Source organism: Pseudoalteromonas sp. JC28 (assembly GCF_013319255.1).
In the GTDB taxonomy this organism is placed as follows: domain Bacteria; phylum Pseudomonadota; class Gammaproteobacteria; order Enterobacterales; family Alteromonadaceae; genus Pseudoalteromonas.
Window position 1 is genome coordinate 72,857 of sequence record NZ_QOKX01000003.1, and the last position, 18,991, is coordinate 91,847.

The window sequence follows — 18,991 nt, forward strand, 5'->3', positions numbered from 1 at the left end:
TCATCATACTGATTCCCTAGCACCACCCGATTGTGGTTATCAGGAAGAAACTCCTCTCACGATTTGTTTCCCGCCCATTGGCTTTGTTACATTGTCTGGCTCGCTGCTTTATTCAGAGCCATAGGGTCATCTGGTGATAATGAGGATGATTCAACACTTGAAGTTAAAAGTCTGTTCATTCGGGATCTGAATTAAACCCTTAAAAAAATTCTCAGAAGTCGAAAACTAGTTTAAACTTAGATTTCTGTTCGAAACTACACTCGAAACTTAGAAACAAAAAATATATGGATATAATCAAGTACGTTAACAAATTTTTCTCTGTTCTTCTGAACGCCAAGCTGCAGCAACCGCTGCATTTCGTGCTCCTGTTTACTACAGTCTTATCTTTTCTGATATTTCTTTATAGTTCAGATCCTATTTTCGATGATTCAAGAAAGTACTACGAATTTATAGCCTATTTAGTATCCGGTTGTTGGGCTGCCCTTATTTTTGTTTTGGGCTTATTAAGCCCTGAAGCGGAGCCACTAAAAACCCTTGGAGCAGGCTACCGTAGCCTGCTTAATAAAGTAGTTTTATTAGGCAGTATAAACAGTATTTTCGCTTTGTTATTGGTACTAGTAAGTTATCAAAATCTAGCTTACCGGCAAGTTCATATAGCACACAGCCAAGACAAGTCCATAACTCTGGAAATAATCGCCCTCAAAAATAAAAAAATAGTAACATTGCCGGCCAATAAAGGCATTAAATTGAGACTAAAAACGGGTGAAGTCGAACTCTTTTACTATCATTCGGACGACAATGAACAATTGTTCCCAGGAGGAAAGATTTTCCTCGTAAAACCCATTTGGCAATCAATGCCACCTGTCACATTGGATCCTATATAATGCTGAAGACGATATTTATATGTTTCTCATTAGTTCTTTCGATACCCATCAATGCTGCCTGCGAAATCGCTCTCATTGATACCAAGTTCAGCGGAAAGCACTACAAAGAATCTCAAATAGATAAATCGCTCATCTTCGAGCTTGAGCTTAGTGCAGAACAGGTGATCAAAGTGAACGACATTAGTGGCCCGAAAATCGCTCTGTTTGAATATCAAGTTTCCGACACAAGTTTTAAAAACGAAGTCTTATTTTGTGAAAACAAAACGCTTAGTATAAAAACCAAATGGGAGCAGCTACCATCTAATATCAGGCCCGAATTTTTAGATTATTGGAAGCAACAGCTTCGAGCGTGTCATGGAAAGTATGTCCAGTCATCACCTGATGTCAGCTTTATGTTTAGCAATTTGGATACAAAGAAATACTCGCTAAATGAATTAGAAGTTGTCCTGCTCGCTTATGAGAACAGCCAAGCTACACATCAGAAATATTTTAGTAACGAAACTGAAGCTAAAGAATTACTGTTACTGGATAAAGAAAAACTGGATGAAAATAAAAAATTGACTACCAAACTCAAACAAACTCATATTGTAGATAAAACCCATTTCACACTCTCTTTGAAACTGCTGGATAAACCATTCTGGGAAGGAAAATTCATCCGAAATCGACATGTACTCTATGTTCGTTTTCACTTTGTACGACCAGATCAATCAATTTATACAGTTGAATCGCCGATTTTTGTGACAGATATTTAACCCTAATCAATTAGCCAAAAATCGTTATTTAGATTCACTTCTCTAACTTTAGGGCTCTTGTTCTGTTGTCGAGAAAAGAGGCTTTTCTTTTGGGACGTTTTGACAAAATTGTCGATCAAATCTGATACTCGTAACGGCTTTCCCTGCTCCACTGCATTTACGATCACTGAGGCGATTAGCCCCTGCTTTTTATTAGATCCAACAATTTCTTTGGAGGTACTTCTGCCTTCTGCAGTTGCAACAACAGTCGCGCCACTTGAACGATATAACTTGGTGTAAATGGAGGTAGATAAATTAAAAGCTTCCAACTCTTCCAACGTCTTCGCATCACTAAATTCACCCGAATAACAGGTATTAATAATCATCAACTTGTTTCGGGAATCAACCGTACTAAGCAAATCGACGAGGTTGGAATAAGGAATCCCTTTAACAGTGACGTTGCCCGCATTTGCATCAGGAGGCACAAAGTAATAAACCCCTTCATCCACAACACCGTGCCCAGATAAAAACACTAACAACCTATCATTTACTTTCATAGGTTCAAGAAAGTCTTTAATGTCTTGCATATTGGCCTTAGATACTTGCTGATCAGTAAGAACCAAAGTTTTTACTTTTGGATCATCACCAAAAACGTTGCCAATAGCCCTGGCATCCTTTGCCGGATAAACTAGTTGATCAGCTTCTGAGGCGTATTGGGAAACGCCAACGGCAACAACATAAAGCGCTGATTCAACCTTTGGGCCGATGTAATTGACCAGCAAAGACTCCCGAGCGGATTCTATGCCACTATTATTGCGCACTGAAATACGAATGCGGTTTGAGCCATCAGACAAGGGAACGTGCAACTTTTTATGTTGTGTCACTTCACTGTCCAGAAGAATACCTCTTTCATGATGTCCCATCGTAGAGCCGTTAACAGTTACGAAAAGATTGCTTAAACTGCCCGTTTTCGTACTTAATTTGAGTGCCAATTCAAGATAACTTTTCTTGGTCGCCAAAGGCAATTTGTCTTTATTCGTAATCACTACTTCAGGAGCTTCCTTGAGCTGTTGTTCGTTCGCCTGCAATGAGTGGAGTTGGTTTTGTTTGAGTCGTTGCTGGTAAGCGGTTCTATACAGAGTTAGGGTATTATTATCTACAAACGGAAGTTGAGAAAGAATGATGTCGGGGCGGTTCTTAATCAAATCGAACTGTTCAAAAGCATATATTTTATCGTTCAATTTAAACTTAAGCTTGTTCATTAAATACTTACTTCCAAAATAATAGCCCCGACTATCCATAATCAATGTATGGCCATTTTGGCTAAAGACTTTGAGATATTGATCGGGTTTATCATGATGCCAAAGATAGATCCAACCTTCTCGGGTAGCCGCCCCGAGTAAGTTGAGTTTTTCTGACCAACTGTAGTCCGTTATCGTACCCGATAGGCCCGTGAACCTTTTCACAAGGCTACCACTCAAACGATATTGGCCTATGGAGTTTAATTTAGTGCCCCAATAATATTGGCCATTTGGCATAAACTCATTGTTTCGAGAGAGGGCAGTATGTTTAGTGAAAAAGTGCTTATAGTAACCGGCACCACTGGCATTAGGCAGTAATCGAAAATAGGAAAACTGCTGACCGTCATTCCATGCAAAAAAGCGTTGTTTCTCATGATAACTCACTTGGGAGCCCCTATACGTTCCACCACCGATTGCTGTGGGCGCTCCATTGGGTTTTATTGTCCAAGCTTTCACTTGATTTCGATTTAATCGCCCGCCACCTGAGAGTAAATAGTAATTTGGCTTAGACGAATGAGCAGTCACAGAATAAATACCACCGGTAGGATGACTATAAAGCTCACTCACTGCTCCGTTTAATGCAATTTTTTTAACACGACCATCAGTCCCACTCGTAAGAAGTTCGCCAGTATTTTGCATATAGGCTAGTTGTACTATTCTACCTTCATGTCCAGTGTCGATCTTTTTAGTTTGTCCATTGACCAAGTTCCACAGCACAATTTCAGGGGAATTCAATGCACTAGCAGCAACCAGGTTGTCGCTGCCTAAAAATGCAATTCGTGACACATAGTCATTAAATACCTTAATCCTTTGTATGCTGCCTGGTTCGATAAACGATCTTTTTACCAGCTCACCTGATTCTGTCCCTACAACGAGCGCTGATGTCTCCCCCCATATATCAAATGCAGATGTCGTGTTCACACCTGTTCGAATTGGTGATTGCAAATGGATTGTTTGTAAACCAATTGAATCTAGGGGATCCCACTTAGAAATATGTTTAATCTCGCCATTTCGCGTCATAATATAAAGGCTAAATGTCGAATCATCATGGGCAAAAACTTTGAGTCCTTTTATCATTCGAGGTATTGTTGTGCGTGCTAACAAATTCCCCGAAACAGTATCCCAAAGCTTCAAATAACCATCTTGAAGGCCCGCGGTAACCACTCTATTACTATCCCCAAGCAACTCAAAATAGAATAAGCCATACTCATTAGTGTTGCCTGCATTGGTGATCAAATTTGGATCGACAAATCGCTTGATTTTCTTTGCCGTTGTCGCGTCCCATTGGATCAGATGATTATCATGAGAAGCGCTAAAAATAGAATCGCCGTCACCACTAAATACAGACTTACTAACTGACCTAGAATGCCCTTTAAAATGTTGCTTTACCTTCCCAGATTGTCGATCCCAAAGATAAATACCCGTCTCGGATTTATTAGAAACGGAGTTTGTCGTAACCAACTGAACACCCGTTTCATTGAAAGCAAACCCATTGATATGCGCAATATCTTCTTGTAAAGAAAACGCCTTACTTCCATTCTCACTATTCCAAAAACTGATTTGATTGGTGGCAGTGACGAAATGCTTGGCATCAGGTGTGAAACCTACCTTTGCAATACGCTTGTTTGACTCTTCAACTTCAAATAATGTTTTCCTGTTTGTTAGGTCATACACCAAGGCCTTCGACTCTCCTGACGCAACCCCCAACATGTCGCCGCTTTGCTTAAGGTCAGAAATTCCTTTAACTCGCTGCACAAGCTGCTCACTCTTACCTTGTTGCAAGTGAATACGTGAAACACCACCTAGGCTATCACCTACAATTAGATCATTGTCAGAAAAGAGTACTTGAGACACCTCCGGTATTTGCTCACCAAGACTCCCCAGATGATGATAACCTTCTGTGAAATTAAACAGTTTTATCTTATTGTCATAGCCGCCTGTTGCAACGATGTCCAAAGGTTGACTATAGGCTGTTGCTGCCAAAGCCGATTGATGTGGAGAGGGATTGTCGTAAACGTTTAACTGAGCACCTTCGTCACCCATGGATAAATGAGAAATAGTCGTTGCTGAAAAGATTTTGATTATCTGTTTGGATTTGTCTATTTGAATGCTATTTAGCCGCCCATCAAGTTTAAACTGTTCTACTTCATTAAAATTAGAAACTTCTCGAACACTCAGGCTTTGATCTCGATGAAACAAAACGAGATGATCCCTAAGAAAACCTAAGTAAGAAACGGGGTTCTTTTCAGCATCTATCCTTCTGACAAACCGACGACTCACTAAATCGTATATTTCTATCATCTTAGAATTGGTATAGGCAACCCAGCGCCCATCGAGAGAGGTATCCAAGTATCGTGTCACCCAGCCAGGAGTTACTATGCCAAACGAGTATTCCTTGGTCTTGCTTGCAAGATCCCACACGTTCATATCACCAATACAGCCACTGATAAAACGCGTAGCATCTATAAATTTAAGCTGCGCAATGTGACTGCAGCCCAATTGATAAGTGTGGATTTTTGTCCCGGTTTCGAAATCCCATTGAATTACATTACCTCTATCCCCTGTTAACAAATACAGCCCATCTGGCGAAAAGCGTACCATCAAAACAGTACCACCATGGTTAGGTAGAGCTCGCTTCAATGCCCAATTATCCAAATCCCAAATTTTCACTGTGAAATCACGTCCGCCACTGGCCAAAATCTTTTTCGTGGGATGAAAATCTAAGCTCGTGACATGATGAGAGTGTCCCAGCTCAAAGACAGTCTCAAACGCCTGTCCCAACGCTGATACTCCAAAAAAAACATGAAACAATAAAAATATAGTTACAAATGTAAAGCGCATATTTTGTTTACCCTAGCCTGAAACACAATAAACTGGAGTTTTTGCAATGATTATTGAAAAAGAAAAAACGAAAGTATCACATTGAACCTATCCAATGTTAATTGTAACGTCGAAAGAAGCTGACGCAATAAATTGTTTAAATTTCCAACAAACCGTTGCGGCACCCCATCCTATTTAAAACACCAACAATGTGCTAAAAATCAGATTATGCTTGTCATGGTTACGCAGAAGGACAGTGTTATGTGCGGACAACTCAAAGTTACAGAAGCTTCCTTTTGTTAAAGCGAGGTAGAGCCACTGGAAGTGAATTTGTACCTAACACCAACCGTCCCCAACCTATGTCCAAGTGGCCAGTCCAGTGCAAATCATCAGAGAAAATGCCGGACAACGGGTATTTCAAGCTGCCATCTGATGGCTTTTACTCAAACCCACGGAAAACGGCTTCAAACCGTCTAAGTACACCAAAGATACGATACGCTTTCGGCCGGCTACCAGCTGTTACGAAACTCAAAAGGGCTAACACAGACTTATATGGACGCTCTGCCGCTATCAAGTAATACCCACCCCACAAAGCTGTTTTAACAACCTTGTTTTTTCGTTTATTTCTCCCACATTAGCCATTTATACACTGATAAACAGTCACTTTGAGTCACCTCAAATAATAAGGTACTGCTCTGACATATATCCGGGCTTAACTGTATTTTCAGCGCCCCTAATGAGATTCGAACCTAGCCACCCAAAAAGTAGAATACACCCACGCGGGCTCAGAACCCTTGTCTTGAACGAGCTCCTTGATAACCATAATTTGAGTCATGATTGCGCCTCACTTTGTGTGAATTGCGCTTTATAAGGTTCATTTCTTCGTAGCAATATCCACATTAAGCGAGCCAATCGATGGGCCGTGGCCACCACCGCTTTATTTTTACCACGACGTTCTACCAATGCGTTGATCCATTTGTTTAAATCATCCTGCTTTTTGTGCGCATGATTGACCACTGTACGGGCACCATGAATGAGTTGTTCTTAGATAACTATCACCTCGTTTGGTGCTCCCTCCCATCTTATTGGTTTCACCCGAAGCATATTGACGTGGTGTGATCCCAAGCCACACAGCCAACTCCTTTTTATTAGAAAATGCGCAACAAATCGCTGACACCCACCACTAATTTGCCTATTCCTCAGCTTTGACGTTAATAGTGATGGATGTCACTTATTTTTCTTATTTTTTTGTTGCTTCTTTTATTTATCTCTCATTTACTATTTGTATGTATTGATAAACAGTCACTTTGAGCCACCCTAAATAAGGTGCTGCTCGGCTTTGATGCTAATAGTGACGGGTGTCACCTATTTTTTATTTTCCTTTGTGCAATTTGCACGAAAGGAAAACTAATAAGGCGTTTAAGATTGGCTCCCAATGCTCCGCATTTTTGGATTGATTCAACTGAAGTATTTACGGCACAATGGCTTAGGCTCGGCGGCATGCGCGGTTAACCACTTAATGCTGCGTTATGTTTCTTTGTAAATATCCATTTCGAATAGGACTAAGCATGTTCAAACAAGGTCAAGAATATAGCCGTAAAGAAATTAGTTCTTTAATCGGTGGTCAAATACAAGGCTACATGGGAACTCGGAACAAAAAAGTTATTGGTGTTTACCTTGAGTTGAATTCGAACCCAAATGCACCAAGAGAAATTTTATGTGGCACTGGAATAGATATCGCTAAACATGGTCTTTGGCTGTCTCAACAGGATGAGCCAGTGCCGATATTCGTAAAGAGAAAGGCAAATGAATGGGTATACCAAGGACTTTTCTCAGTAGAATCGACGATTGTAGACGGATCAACTCTAGAAAAGATCCGAAAGCAAGCAGGGCGAAAGTATCAACTTAGTAGGGCAATATACCTTAGCGAGGTAAGCGAGCAATTAGAATTTGAACAACAAGTAACGTGGTCTAGAGCATTAACTCGAGCTCAGAGAGTTGAGCGTTTATCAAAAGCGGAAGCTACACCAAAAGCAATTCAGGTTAAAACAACTGTCTATATTCGCAATCCAGATGTTGTCGCAGAAGCATTGATTCGTGCTGACGGAATCTGCGAAAACTGCAACAAGCCTGCACCATTCATCAGAAAATCAGATAACACGCCTTATTTAGAGGTTCACCATGTTCTACCCCTAGCACAAGGTGGAGACGACACAATCGAAAATGTTCTGGCCCTGTGTCCAAATTGTCATCGAGAGGAACATTTCGGCTAAAACCTACAAACTGTTTAAGAGTGATTCGCAACGTGTGGCATTTTACTATGCGTTGTGATTGGTATTTAAAAGTGGTATGTGACGGCTTCAGTATTGCGCTGCTCATACCTTCGCAAGGTGTCAGTTATACGTTGAGAATTAGTGCAAATGGAAAAGTCAAAAGTAAAATTTGAAGCCCTTTTTGAGACTACGATTCTCACTATGTTTATTGCGTTAGCTGGCTCTAGTTTTTTAAATTACTAAATCCATTTGTTACAAAATTAGTGGCTTTGGTTCTTGTTTTAGCTATGCTTGCAGTGGTGCTTATTTACGGGGCTATTTATAAATAGGCGTATTTTTCAAGTGTTGATTTAAATGCCATAAAGCGCTTTTATTTAGCCCACCAACTGTTGTTTGTAGTAATTACTTTATTAACTTTATTTGGTCAAGTAAGGCACTTGTATACATAAAAAACTGTTAAAAAATGGGGAAAATTCAGTTGCAGGTTTGCGCGGGCACCACCGAATATCGGCTGTTTAAAATGGTGCTAATTTGCTCAGAATGCTTGAGCCACTCTGTCTGAATGACACTTTCACGCTGGAACCGATCAGGTTTGATTAAGCCCCAGCTTTCAAATCTAACAGTTCTGGTTAATATTATTCACTTTAAGCTAATCGCTTCATTATTTTATAAGAAACTATCGCCTTGGTGCTTGCGTTAATGCCTCAAAGCCTTATACCTGAGCTTATAATCTAGCTTGTTTAACTAAACTACTGTTTTGCTCATCACCACGACATCAACACCTCGGTAATTGACGTTTTCGAGCGGTTGCCAGCCGAGTTTTCGATAGAGTCCACCTTCTGGATGCTCTGTTTGTAAATATAACGTGGTAACACCAAATATTGAGGCTAATCGCTCTGCTTCTTTGACTAAGCGTGACGCTAGTTTATTTCCACGATAGGGCTTATCCACATAAACGCCACCAATCCAGTGCTCTTTATCTGTGTAGATACTCATTTCATGAAATTTAAGCAGCACAACTCCTGCGATTGTGTCGCCATCCAGCGCGACGATTACACAAGGAATACTAGAGTCGCTAAGGTAGTCTAAAAGCTTTTGCTCAAAACGCTCTACAGAGGCCTCCTCAACAATACTTCCCCACTCATCAAAATACCACTTGGCAATGATTGGGATGAATGCTTTGTGATGCGCTAAAAGTTTAAATTCCATTTTAATCCCTCAAATAAACATAATACGGACAAAGGATTATCAACCACTTTTACAGTAACTGTATTTTGTTCCCTTTACAATTCCAGATAACAGGCCTTAGTTAATTGATAGATATAGATATCGTGCTTTTCACCGCCTATATCCAAAAATGCTTTTAAACGACATTTGCGTTTCATCCCTAACTTCAGCATCAACCGCTGCGACTGTTGATTGCCAACAGCGCACATTGCCTGAATGGTATCGACAGAACACTGTTGAAAAGCCTCCTTTATCAGCGCCGCAGCAGCCTCATAGCCGTAACCACAACCAATTTCATCCTCCGCTAATCGAAATCCAATTTCACCAACCTTTTTCTCTTCGTCGACATATTTAAAAACTAGTTCGCCAATCAGTTTTCTTTTTTGTTTGCTCACTATAGCCAAGATCAAGCGCTCGTTTTGTTCTCCCTTCCAAGGCTGGCATGCTTGAACTAGCCGCTCTTTTGCCGACTCGAACGTGGCAGGCGCACCAATATATTTTGACGTATTTGGATTTTTCCGATGGCTATAAACTGCATCAAGGTCGTCCATTGTCATACGTCTCATGGACAAACGTTCGGTTTCAAACTGCATTGGTATTTTTCCTCACTCGCAGACCACACATAATCACCAGTCTCATAAATAAACGCCCCGTAGTAGCAAGCAGCCCTGCATTTTATTACTCTTTACAAACCGGCATAAAAACAGTGCATAAATGCCGCCAGGTTAAAAACAGTAACAGTGCACAGCCAAAAACGAGTACCGCAAGAGACTCTACACCACTCAGTAACCACTTATTAACTACCCATGCCACGCAAGAAAAAAATAGCAGCTCAACCGCCCCAACCAGCGCATTCGCTGTTCCTGCCTTTTCTGGATGTAAAACCCCAATGAGATGCATGTAACTTGGAAAATACGCGCCAAATACAAACATAATCGCAGCATAAGCGAGCAGAACAGCAAGCGCACTACCACTTGCAAATAGCAGCAATAACACGCTGACAACTAATGCAGGCCAAGTCCAAATTACAATATCTAAATAGGAGCGCTTACGTTGCAATACCTTAGTTAATATTGACCCTATGAGTAAGCCAAACATGGGGATCATCATCGCCTGACCTATTGCTTTGGATTCCAAGCCAAACTGCCTTGCCAGTAAAAACGGCAGATACAACTGAATGGTAAGATACAAAAAAGTAGGTAACCATTTGAGCGACGCGAGGGAAATAAATGATCGGTTTAGCAATAGACTTTGATATTCATAAAAGAGCGCGTTTGGCCGTAACGACAAAGTAGTTTTACTGCTCTGCTGCATAATTCTATAGCCGTACACCAAAATCAAAACATAGTATGCGAATGCAAACCATGACATCCCCTGCCACCCTACCCAGCCAGATAACACCCCAGCCAAGAATGGACTACAAATAGCAGTCACACTCACCGACATTGCCAGTGTCGCCATCGCGCTTTTAAGTTCTGCACCTGATAATCTTGCAGCAAGAAGCGTTCTGCCAATTAACACCGGCGATGCAGCACCAATGCCTTGCAACACTCGACCGATAAAAAATACCTCGGCGCTAGATGCTATTGAGCAAAAAACCGTACCTAACAGTAAAATACCCAGCCCACTAAAAAATAAAGGCCTATCGCCAAACTTATCTCGTAGCGGCCCAACCAGCAGTTGCGCAGCTCCTAGTGTAGTGAAATAGCTAATTACTGCTGCTTGTCCTTGACTAGGCGTAAGCTGTAAGGAATCCGTAATATTAGGTAAAACAGGGATGTAGATTTGGCTTGCGATCTGAGAGCAAGACATCAGCAAAACAGCTAAAAACACCACTTGAAACACGTCAGCTCCTCTTAACTTAATAGAGGGTAATTTTACCGAGCTTTTAATATCCAAAAAACAAGGTAATAATAAAAACACTTATTCCCATCAGGAAACAATTAATGGATTGGTTAACCGGAGTACGGAGCTTTAGCAAAGTTGTAGAGTTTGGCAGTTTTACCCGGGCCGCAGATGAAGAAGGTGTTTCAGCGTCTGCAGTGAGCAAACGAATTGACTGGCTAGAACAACAACTAGGCTTAACGCTATTTATTCGCACTACTCGCCAAGTCAATCTCACTGAGGCTGGGGAGCACTTTTTGCCGAAAGCTTCAATATGGCTTGCGCAGTTTGAATGTTTAACTGATCACGGACAAACGCTGAATCAAGCGCCATCAGGTAGCTTGAAAATCGCATCAACTCTCGCGGTAGGCAGCACCATCTTGATGCCAAATATCGCCTCATTTTTAGCTAAATATCCCAAGCTAAAAATTCATCTTAATGTCATCGCCCCTGGCGCACACCCAGATCTTAATCACGATTTAGTGATCACACGCTACTATGAAGCGTTTGACTCAGCCTCTCACAAAGGCAGCCGGCTCATTGACTACCAAATGCAAATCTTTGGTGCTCCTCACTATCTCAAACAGCATAACCCTATCGAATCTCTGGATGATCTCCGCCAACATAAAATGTTGTTAAGCAGTTACTACCATAAGCTAGGTGGGATTATTCTTGAAAATGGAGACACCTTCCAATTTGACAATTACAACTTCGTCTCTGATCAGTTAGATGCAATGCTGACTGCGGCCGTGCAAGGTTTGGGGCTGGTGTTTATTTCTCCTAGCTATGTGAAAAGAGAGCTTGACCAAGGTTTGCTCACACCTGTTTTACCTGAAGTGAAATCAGAAACAAAACAATTGTGGGCGTATTATCCGAAGGCAAACTACACCCCCTATAAAACTCAACTTTTTATTGATCACCTTAAAAAGCACCTCAAAGCAACAGAGTAGAGAAGAATGACTTTCACATTTGTTCACAATTCAAGTACAAAAAATTCTCTAAAGATTTAGAGCCACATGCTAATTTAGGATATTTACTCAACTTTGTAGTACTAAACCGTGCTAACAGAGTATTTCGCTAAAAATAGAGCCACATACTATAACTTTAAAGGACTAACAATGAGTTTTAATCTCTTCACGAAAACCACACTGGCAACACTAGTCTCTGGGCTAGCTGCAATGAATGCACAAGCAAGCCAACCGCTCAGTTTAGATACCATCACCGATCCACAAATAGGTTGTGATACAAAAATTGAATTACTGATGGCAAATGCTGCCAGTGGCGTAAGTGACAATTTATTGCCCGCTGAGACTATGTTAGAAGTGCTCAATACCCATTGCCAGCAACACCAACAAACTACAAATGAAACTGAACGAACCCCACCTGAGCTAAGAGCAATCCACTTGACCTCAAACTCAGTTAATGTCAACGACGGTGACAAAACCGTAGATATTAACTTGAGATTTTACGATGAAAGCGGTGTAAAATCCGCACGTGTTTATTTATCACCACCAACAGGCTTTAGTTGGGGTGGCAACAAATCAGCAGTAGCTTCTAATTGGCAGAAAACCGATGAGACTGGTGTGTATGAAAGTAAAGTCAGTTTTACTTTCACTGATGCCGACATCAATGGTAAATGGTTTTTAACCTTAGGCCACGTAACTGACGTAAATAACGCGGTTCGTTTTTGGCTTCGCGAGAGTGAAATTGAAGCCGCCGGCTTTAACCCATACATCGTCGTCTCAAATGATAAAGTCTCAGAGGGCGTTAACCCTGAAATAAAATCTATTACGATTTCTGACACTGAAGTTGATGTAAATACAGGCGATAAGACGGTTAACGTAACCGTAGAAGCTTACGACCAGTCGACTATGTCTAAAGGCGTAATTAGGGTTTCACCACCTAGCCAGTATAAATCACTTGCTATAAAACAGGCTGAGTCATCTGATTGGCAAGAAACAGATGTCGAAGGAATTTATCGTTCGAATTATTCTTTCACCTTTACTGATAAAGACCTACCTGGTGAGTGGTTTGTTGCCACAGCTATGCTCACTGACAGCAACGGAAATATGGGAGTTTACAACCGAGGACACTTTAATACACTAGGCTTACCTTCTGTCATCACTGTAAAAAATGAAACGGAACTAGATCTAGTACCACCCAGAATCAACCATATCGCTTTTTCATCTAATCAACTGGCATCAGCGAATGGTGAGCAAAACATAACGTTAACAGTCACAGCGTCGGATCTATCGGGGATGGCCAAAGGTTATTATGCTCTCAGAGCACCAGAAGGTTCTGACGCGGAAGATAAGCTTTTCACTATAGAGCAATGGCAACAAGGCAATAGTCAAAATGAGTTTGTTGGTACTAAAGGTTTGAGTTTCAGCAACGATGACTTGCAACAAGGTCAAGGTGTTTGGCAATTAGACGCTAGTACTCAAATAGACTCTGCGGGAATATATAGCCAAGGTGCTAAAGCGCGAGAGTTAACAACGTTAGGCGCTACGCCTTATATCTTTGTTGATGAAGAACAGATCAATAAAATTTCTGTTAGGGATATAACGGGAGCCAAGCAGGTAAAAATGGGGTCTAGCATCCCAGTTACGTTAGAAATAACTGAAAACACACTACCCAGTTTACCTAGTCAATTTCATCTTTACCTAGATTCTGAAGCCGCATTAAAGCTTGATTTCGAGTCAGTAGATAACGAATATACTACTAGCTGTGAAGCGTTAAGTAACCGTCACATATGTAGTTTTAGCAATGGCGCTGACATTAAATCAGTTCAAGTCTCGTTTAATGTAACGCCCAGCGAAGTAGGCGTATTTACGCCAACCGTCCGCTTCTCGTCAGAATTCCCTGAATTAGACTACACAGACAACAAAACCGCGTTTCAAGTAACAAGCTACGAACCAAAACTGTTTAATGTCGTGTTTAAGAATTGGGATGGTGGCGTGCTTGCTACTCAAACTATTGAAGAAAGTACTTCCGCGAATGCTCCTCAAGTTCCGCCCAGAGAAGGTTTCACATTCTCTGGATGGAATGGAGATTTTAGCAAAGTGGAGCAAGACCTTATCATTACTGCACAATTTGAAATTAATATGTATCAAGTTAAGTTCGTAGATTGGAATGGTACAGTCATCAAGGCCGTGGAAATCTCTCATGGGCAAGCAGCAACACCGCCTCTAGAGCCAAAACGAAATGGCTACGCATTTACTGGGTGGGATACTACTTTTGACAACGTCACCAGTGAACTAGTTGTTAAAGCGCAGTATAAAGCGAGTTCTAATCCAACGACTACCGATAAGGAAGATAAAGGTAGTTCCGGTGGTGCGTTCGGCTTTTTACTAGCGATGCTAAGCACGCTGTTGGCTTTTGTTAGACGCAGAACACCTGCATAACCTGCATACCTCATTTCAACAGCATAGCGACGCTTCGCTATGCTGTTTACCTTCACCAGATTGCATGAGAACCCATGTCTGGCATCTCAATGGCTCCACCTGCAGCCTGTACTGTGATTATGATGCGAAATAGTAATGCGGATAGCGTTGTTCCTAAAACACCCACACCGATAAACTATTGTTACAAATAATCCCCCCTGTTTTGGCGCTGACTCTCCATATGTTGCTAAACTGAGCACAACAATAATAATCAAGTTTTTGGAGTAGCCATGTCATTACAAAAATGGGGAGGAGTCGCTGCACTCACAGAAGCGGCAACTTATTTGTTTGGCTTTGTATTATTTTTTGGAGTATTGGACTCCAGTGGACATAATACCCCAGCGCTTTACCTAGATTTTTTCATCCAAAATCGCGACACCTTTTTCCTCGGCTATATTGTCATTGGGATTATTTTCAGCTTCACGCTTATCGTATTGGTACAAGCCATGCAGCAGCGCTTGAGTAAAGCCTCTCCTGAGCTGATGAAATTTGCTAGCATAGTGGGTTATATATGGGCCGCAATTGTACTTGCAAGTACCATGGTTTTTTTAACCAGCATTGCAGCAATTGCAAAATTTTATGAGATCGATCCAGCACTTGCCCTAACGGTTAATCGCACCATCTCGATAGTGGTAGATGCGCTTGGCGGTGGTATCGAGTTGGTCGGTGCAATATGGGTACTAGCGGTTAGCTATGTTGGCATTAAACATAACGTTTTTAGTCCACTGTTGCATTATTGGGGGTTGTTGGTCAGTATTGCAGGAATCCTTACATTGTTTTCTGGCCTTTCTTCTTTCTCAGCAAACCCATTTTTTGACGTGACCACTGCTATCTTCGGGTTGGGGCAAATCCTATGGTTTATCGTATTAGGTGTGATGTTATTGAGAGATGAAACACCAGCATAGGCGCATAACCACAGCTGGATAATATCTCCAAGGGGCAATTGCAAAATTATTGCCAGAACCACGCGTTTACTCTGGTTCTGGTAATACTGGAGGCGTACTATCCATATAAGTCAAAAAGTTAGCCCAAAGAGTATGGGTTCTAGTTTTTACTAATTCCTTACGACACTCGAGTGCCATCACGCCACGAATAGTGCCTTCTCGCCATTGTGTATATACCGCGCCGCAGTGGGCATCGAGATAGCTTTGCCACGCCAACTGCGAGGCTTTAATCGCTTCCACCAGTTGCACATCAAAGGCATTATGCTCAAGGCTTTTTTGGTAGTAACGTTCAAGCGCTTCGGTTCGCGCGTTAAGCTCGCTCATTGCACACTCGTTGATGTCTATGGTTGAGATAGGGTTTTCACACACATCTCCTCCCGCCAACGCGATTTGGCAATTTAATAAAAACAATGCAGCCGCTATCAATCTCATGATATTTCCTTTTGTATTTAACCTTTAATGAGTTTCAACATATTACCGATGGAATCGAGGTTAATTCCACCCATCAGCTCTGGATTATTCAACGCATAGAGGTAATCTTCTATCAAGGTGCAATCAATCTCGTCACGCAGTTCAACAAACCCAGCCCAATTTTCGAGGTCATCTTCGTCAATTTCACCGCTGAGATATTTTGCTAATACCACGCTTAACATCGCCTTGCTGATAGCGAGCGATACTGCACTGTTATCGCTCAATAATATATTTAATGCCTGTTCTTTGTGTGGGCCGAATGTAACAAACTCGGCCAGTACTTGTTGCTTATTCATGATTTTTCTCCAGCTCTGCGACCAAAGCAAATAACTCACTCAGCCCCGCTTGCTGTTGCTCGACTTCTTGCGCCGCAAAGCCTAAGCGAATATGACTTAAACTACTAGCCTTACCGAGAGTAAATTCAGGCTCACATTGTACGTAAATCCCTTTTTCAAGTGCTTTTTCAGATAATCTCGAGACGTCGCGTTTGCTGTTTACCCAATACGCCATGCCGCCTTGTGGCACTTCAAAGTCAATATCTAACTTGGCTTTAAGCTCGCTTAGATGCTGCGCCATCGCCTGATGGCGTCCTTGATAGGCTTTGGTCATGCGGCGTAAATGGCGCTCAAACCCTCCCTCTTCCATCCAGTCAGCCACAGCCAACTGGGTAAGGGCATCATTTTTGTGATTAAGTAGCTGCTTACGTGCCACCAATTGCGCAAGCACATCTGCCCGCGCACTCATATAACCCACACGAGCACCGGCAAACATGATTTTTGAGAAAGTAGAAATATAAATCACAATACCACTTGGATCGCTTGCCGCCATCGGCTGTAACGGTGGGCAGAGATAATGAAACTCATGGTCGTAATCGTCTTCAATAATAAACACGCCATACTGCTGGCACAGCTGATAAATCGCCATGCGCCTCGGTACAGATAAAGTCACTGTCGTGGGGTATTGATGTAGAGGAGTTAAATACAACAGCTTCACCTTGTTTTGTTCAAGGCAGCGCGCCAAGGCCTCCACTTTAATGCCTTCTGCATCTTGTGCTAATGCAAAAACTTCAGCCCCTGCATTAGTAAAGGCGTGTCGCGCAGGCGGATAACCAAGCATTTCGATGGCAACACCATCACCTGGATTAATAAATGCATTTGCCACCAATGAGAGCGCTTCTTGGGAGCCATTACAAATCAGTAAATCATCACATACCAGTCCCCTCGCTCTGCGCAAATACGCCTGAATTTGGGATTTCAGTAACTCGCACCCCGCAATGTCTGAATAGTGAAAATGACTGACATTGGTTTTGCGGCACGCCTTTACTAAAAACCGCTTAAACTCATCATAAGGAAAAGCATGAAGATCTGGTAAGCCCCCTGCAAAACTATAGCGGTAGGCCGTACGCTTAGTGCTGCTTACTGGGGTCAGTGTTTTAGCAAATTGCGGTACGATTTGTGGTGTAGCAGGCACTCTTGTGTCTATCTGTTGGCTACTGAAAATAGGTAGTTCAGTATTGACTCGATAGCCGCTGCGCTCTTTAACCACCAGCCAGCCTTCAGCTACCAAGTTTTGTAGCGCATTCATCACCGTGTGCCGATTCATACCATGTAACTCAGCCAGCTTTCGGGCAGAAGGAAGTTTGTCACCGGGTGTGAGCTTACCTTCAGTAATGGCACTGCGCAAAACATCTGCTAAGCGTTTATGTTTAGCATCTTGAGACTGTGTTTTTGGGCTAATAGAAATCAAGTCTGGTCTAATTAAATTATTAAATCTGGTTGTTTTATATCAACCAAAATCAGCGCAATATGCAAGCATTAAAAACACAGAATGAATGGAAAATTGATGCTTTCAAAACAAACGCTAGAATCCAATCGCGTTAAGCTCACTCCGCTTGAAGCCGCGCATTTACCTGAGTTATTGGCTCGAGGCAAAAAAACTGAGATCTGGAAATGGGTATTTAATAATTATTGTCGCGATCAAAAAACCATAGAGCAATGGTTTTACGGCTCTGCGCAATTTGACGAAAGCGAACAACTTGTTGTTGCAATCATAGATAAAGACTCAGGTAAACTGGCTGGTAATAGCCGCTTGTTTAGACTTGATAAACTCAACTTAAGTGCCGAAATCGGCCATACTTTTATTGGTACTGAATTTCAACGTACGCATGTTAATACCCACGCCAAATACCTGTTGCTCAAATATGCCTTTGAAGCGATTGGACTGGTGCGTGTGCAATTTCAAACGCATGAATGTAATCATAAGTCTCGTAATGCCATCGCTCGACTCGGTGCCCATTTTGAAGGCTTGTCGTTAAAAGATAGACGCTTGCCTGACGGAAGTTACCGTAATACAGCACGATTTGCCATCACTGATGAGATGTGGCCTGAAGTGAAAGCGAGGTTGGAGGAAAAGTTATGAGCTACCCAAGAAACTACTACATTGAAAGCAATCCAAACATACTCAGCTCTGTGATCACAAAACACCCGCTGGCCACGCTGACGGTGATCCAGGAAGGCAAGATAAAGACGGTTTTTGTACCGCTAACATTAAGTGATGACCATGCTTATTTGCTCGGACACGCTACAAAAGACAACCCGATTTTTCACACAGGTGGTGTTATTCAAGCAGTTTTCCACTGTGAAGATCATTACCTCTCACCCACGGTTATCCCTGACATTAAGCTCCCCACGTGGTTGTACGCAAATGTGGTAGTTGAAGGTGAGCTCGCACTTATTGCTACTGATGATGAAAAATACGCGTCAATGCAAGCGCAGATAATGCATTTTGAGCAGTTTTCAAATAGTAATTGGCAACTTGATAGCGTGCCTGCTAATCAACGCCAATCGCTGTTTAACGCCATTAACTTTTTCAAGATTAAAATCAATACGATGCATGGCGCTTTTAAGTTAAGCCAAAACCAGTCGAGTGACATTCGCGCTAAAATCAAAACACATTTAACGCCATCCAAACCAATGTTAGCTAGTTATGTGTGTTAATTACTAAACTCATACTG

15 protein-coding genes and 1 pseudogene are annotated in these 18,991 nt (G+C 41.9%); 8 read left to right on the forward strand and 8 right to left on the reverse strand.

Features of this window, described 5'->3' with window-relative positions; genetic code table 11:
- The first annotated feature begins 284 nt into the window (after positions 1-284).
- Positions 285-884: a hypothetical protein gene (locus tag DS891_RS08015; RefSeq protein WP_174169446.1), complete on the forward strand. Its 600-nt coding sequence runs from the start codon at positions 285-287 to the stop codon at positions 882-884.
- Positions 884-1,636 (forward strand): hypothetical protein, encoded by a 753-nt coding sequence (locus tag DS891_RS08020; protein ID WP_174169447.1) that lies wholly within the window; start codon positions 884-886, stop codon positions 1,634-1,636. Before DS891_RS08015 ends, DS891_RS08020 begins: the two co-directional genes overlap by 1 nt.
- A gap of 2 nt (positions 1,637-1,638) precedes the next feature.
- Here DS891_RS08020 and DS891_RS08025 read toward each other — a convergent pair whose 3' ends face one another.
- On the reverse strand, positions 1,639-5,757 hold the full coding sequence (locus DS891_RS08025) for a caspase family protein (protein WP_174169448.1): 4,119 nt from the start codon (positions 5,755-5,757) through the stop codon (positions 1,639-1,641).
- Between the two features lie 810 nt (positions 5,758-6,567).
- A pseudogene (locus DS891_RS24505) lies at positions 6,568-6,935 on the reverse strand (transposase); the annotation flags it as partial.
- A 369-nt stretch (positions 6,936-7,304) separates the two neighbouring features.
- On the opposite strand from DS891_RS24505, the gene DS891_RS08040 reads away from it, so the two are divergent.
- A complete protein-coding gene (locus DS891_RS08040) occupies positions 7,305-8,009 on the forward strand; it encodes an HNH endonuclease signature motif containing protein (RefSeq protein ID WP_174169451.1) in 705 nt (234 codons plus the stop codon).
- Positions 8,010-8,753: 744 nt separating this feature from the next.
- Here the strand turns inward: DS891_RS08040 and DS891_RS08045 are convergent.
- The 3 genes from DS891_RS08045 to DS891_RS08055 all read right to left on the reverse strand — a co-directional run bounded on the left by DS891_RS08045 (position 8,754) and on the right by DS891_RS08055 (position 11,081).
- A complete protein-coding gene (locus DS891_RS08045; protein WP_174169452.1) occupies positions 8,754-9,218 on the reverse strand; it encodes a GNAT family N-acetyltransferase in 465 nt (154 codons plus the stop codon).
- 74 nt (positions 9,219-9,292) lie between these two features.
- Positions 9,293-9,829 carry a GNAT family N-acetyltransferase gene (locus DS891_RS08050; RefSeq protein ID WP_174169453.1) on the reverse strand — a complete coding sequence of 179 codons (537 nt, stop codon included), beginning with the start codon at positions 9,827-9,829 and terminating at the stop codon, positions 9,293-9,295.
- 85 nt (positions 9,830-9,914) lie between these two features.
- Positions 9,915-11,081 (reverse strand): MFS transporter, encoded by a 1,167-nt coding sequence (locus DS891_RS08055; RefSeq protein ID WP_235368178.1) that lies wholly within the window; start codon positions 11,079-11,081, stop codon positions 9,915-9,917.
- Between the two features lie 101 nt (positions 11,082-11,182).
- Here DS891_RS08055 and DS891_RS08060 point away from each other — a divergent pair, with 101 nt between their 5' ends.
- From DS891_RS08060 to DS891_RS08070, 3 genes are all read left to right on the forward strand, one after another.
- Positions 11,183-12,070 carry a LysR family transcriptional regulator gene (locus DS891_RS08060; RefSeq protein WP_174169455.1) on the forward strand — a complete coding sequence of 296 codons (888 nt, stop codon included), beginning with the start codon at positions 11,183-11,185 and terminating at the stop codon, positions 12,068-12,070.
- Positions 12,071-12,238: 168 nt separating this feature from the next.
- The gene (locus DS891_RS08065; RefSeq protein WP_174169456.1) at positions 12,239-14,524 is read left to right on the forward strand and encodes an InlB B-repeat-containing protein; all 2,286 of its coding nucleotides are present in this window, start codon (positions 12,239-12,241) and stop codon (positions 14,522-14,524) included.
- Positions 14,525-14,793: 269 nt separating this feature from the next.
- Positions 14,794-15,468, forward strand: a complete 675-nt coding sequence (locus DS891_RS08070; RefSeq protein WP_174169457.1) for a DUF4386 family protein — start codon at positions 14,794-14,796, stop codon at positions 15,466-15,468.
- 66 nt (positions 15,469-15,534) lie between these two features.
- On the opposite strand, the gene DS891_RS08075 is transcribed toward DS891_RS08070, so the two are convergent.
- The 3 genes from DS891_RS08075 to DS891_RS08085 are packed head-to-tail and all read right to left on the reverse strand — an operon-like array spanning position 15,535 to position 17,724.
- Positions 15,535-15,939, reverse strand: coding sequence for a lysozyme inhibitor LprI family protein (locus DS891_RS08075; protein WP_174169458.1), 405 nt, complete (start codon positions 15,937-15,939; stop codon positions 15,535-15,537).
- Between the two features lie 17 nt (positions 15,940-15,956).
- On the reverse strand, positions 15,957-16,274 hold the full coding sequence (locus DS891_RS08080) for a hypothetical protein (protein WP_174169459.1): 318 nt from the start codon (positions 16,272-16,274) through the stop codon (positions 15,957-15,959).
- The gene (locus tag DS891_RS08085; RefSeq protein WP_174169460.1) at positions 16,267-17,724 is read right to left on the reverse strand and encodes a PLP-dependent aminotransferase family protein; all 1,458 of its coding nucleotides are present in this window, start codon (positions 17,722-17,724) and stop codon (positions 16,267-16,269) included. The genes DS891_RS08080 and DS891_RS08085 overlap by 8 nt, the downstream gene beginning before the upstream one ends.
- 96 nt (positions 17,725-17,820) lie before the next feature.
- Here DS891_RS08085 and DS891_RS08090 point away from each other — a divergent pair, with 96 nt between their 5' ends.
- Positions 17,821-18,396: a GNAT family N-acetyltransferase gene (locus DS891_RS08090; RefSeq protein ID WP_010603638.1), complete on the forward strand. Its 576-nt coding sequence runs from the start codon at positions 17,821-17,823 to the stop codon at positions 18,394-18,396.
- Entirely contained in the window at positions 18,393-18,974 is a 582-nt protein-coding gene (locus DS891_RS08095; protein WP_174169461.1) for an FMN-binding negative transcriptional regulator, read from the forward strand. The genes DS891_RS08090 and DS891_RS08095 overlap by 4 nt, the downstream gene beginning before the upstream one ends.
- Positions 18,975-18,991: the final 17 nt, after the last annotated feature.

Coding starts and splice junctions, on each gene's coding strand:
- DS891_RS08015 (WP_174169446.1), top strand. CDS start 285: ATGGATATAATCAAGTACGTTAACAAATTTTTCTCTGTTCTTCTGAAC.
- DS891_RS08020 (WP_174169447.1), top strand. CDS start 884: ATGCTGAAGACGATATTTATATGTTTCTCATTAGTTCTTTCGATACCC.
- DS891_RS08025 (WP_174169448.1), bottom strand. CDS start 5,757: ATGCGCTTTACATTTGTAACTATATTTTTATTGTTTCATGTTTTTTTT.
- DS891_RS08040 (WP_174169451.1), top strand. CDS start 7,305: ATGTTCAAACAAGGTCAAGAATATAGCCGTAAAGAAATTAGTTCTTTA.
- DS891_RS08045 (WP_174169452.1), bottom strand. CDS start 9,218: ATGGAATTTAAACTTTTAGCGCATCACAAAGCATTCATCCCAATCATT.
- DS891_RS08050 (WP_174169453.1), bottom strand. CDS start 9,829: ATGCAGTTTGAAACCGAACGTTTGTCCATGAGACGTATGACAATGGAC.
- DS891_RS08060 (WP_174169455.1), top strand. CDS start 11,183: ATGGATTGGTTAACCGGAGTACGGAGCTTTAGCAAAGTTGTAGAGTTT.
- DS891_RS08065 (WP_174169456.1), top strand. CDS start 12,239: ATGAGTTTTAATCTCTTCACGAAAACCACACTGGCAACACTAGTCTCT.
- DS891_RS08070 (WP_174169457.1), top strand. CDS start 14,794: ATGTCATTACAAAAATGGGGAGGAGTCGCTGCACTCACAGAAGCGGCA.
- DS891_RS08075 (WP_174169458.1), bottom strand. CDS start 15,939: ATGAGATTGATAGCGGCTGCATTGTTTTTATTAAATTGCCAAATCGCG.
- DS891_RS08080 (WP_174169459.1), bottom strand. CDS start 16,274: ATGAATAAGCAACAAGTACTGGCCGAGTTTGTTACATTCGGCCCACAC.
- DS891_RS08090 (WP_010603638.1), top strand. CDS start 17,821: ATGCTTTCAAAACAAACGCTAGAATCCAATCGCGTTAAGCTCACTCCG.
- DS891_RS08095 (WP_174169461.1), top strand. CDS start 18,393: ATGAGCTACCCAAGAAACTACTACATTGAAAGCAATCCAAACATACTC.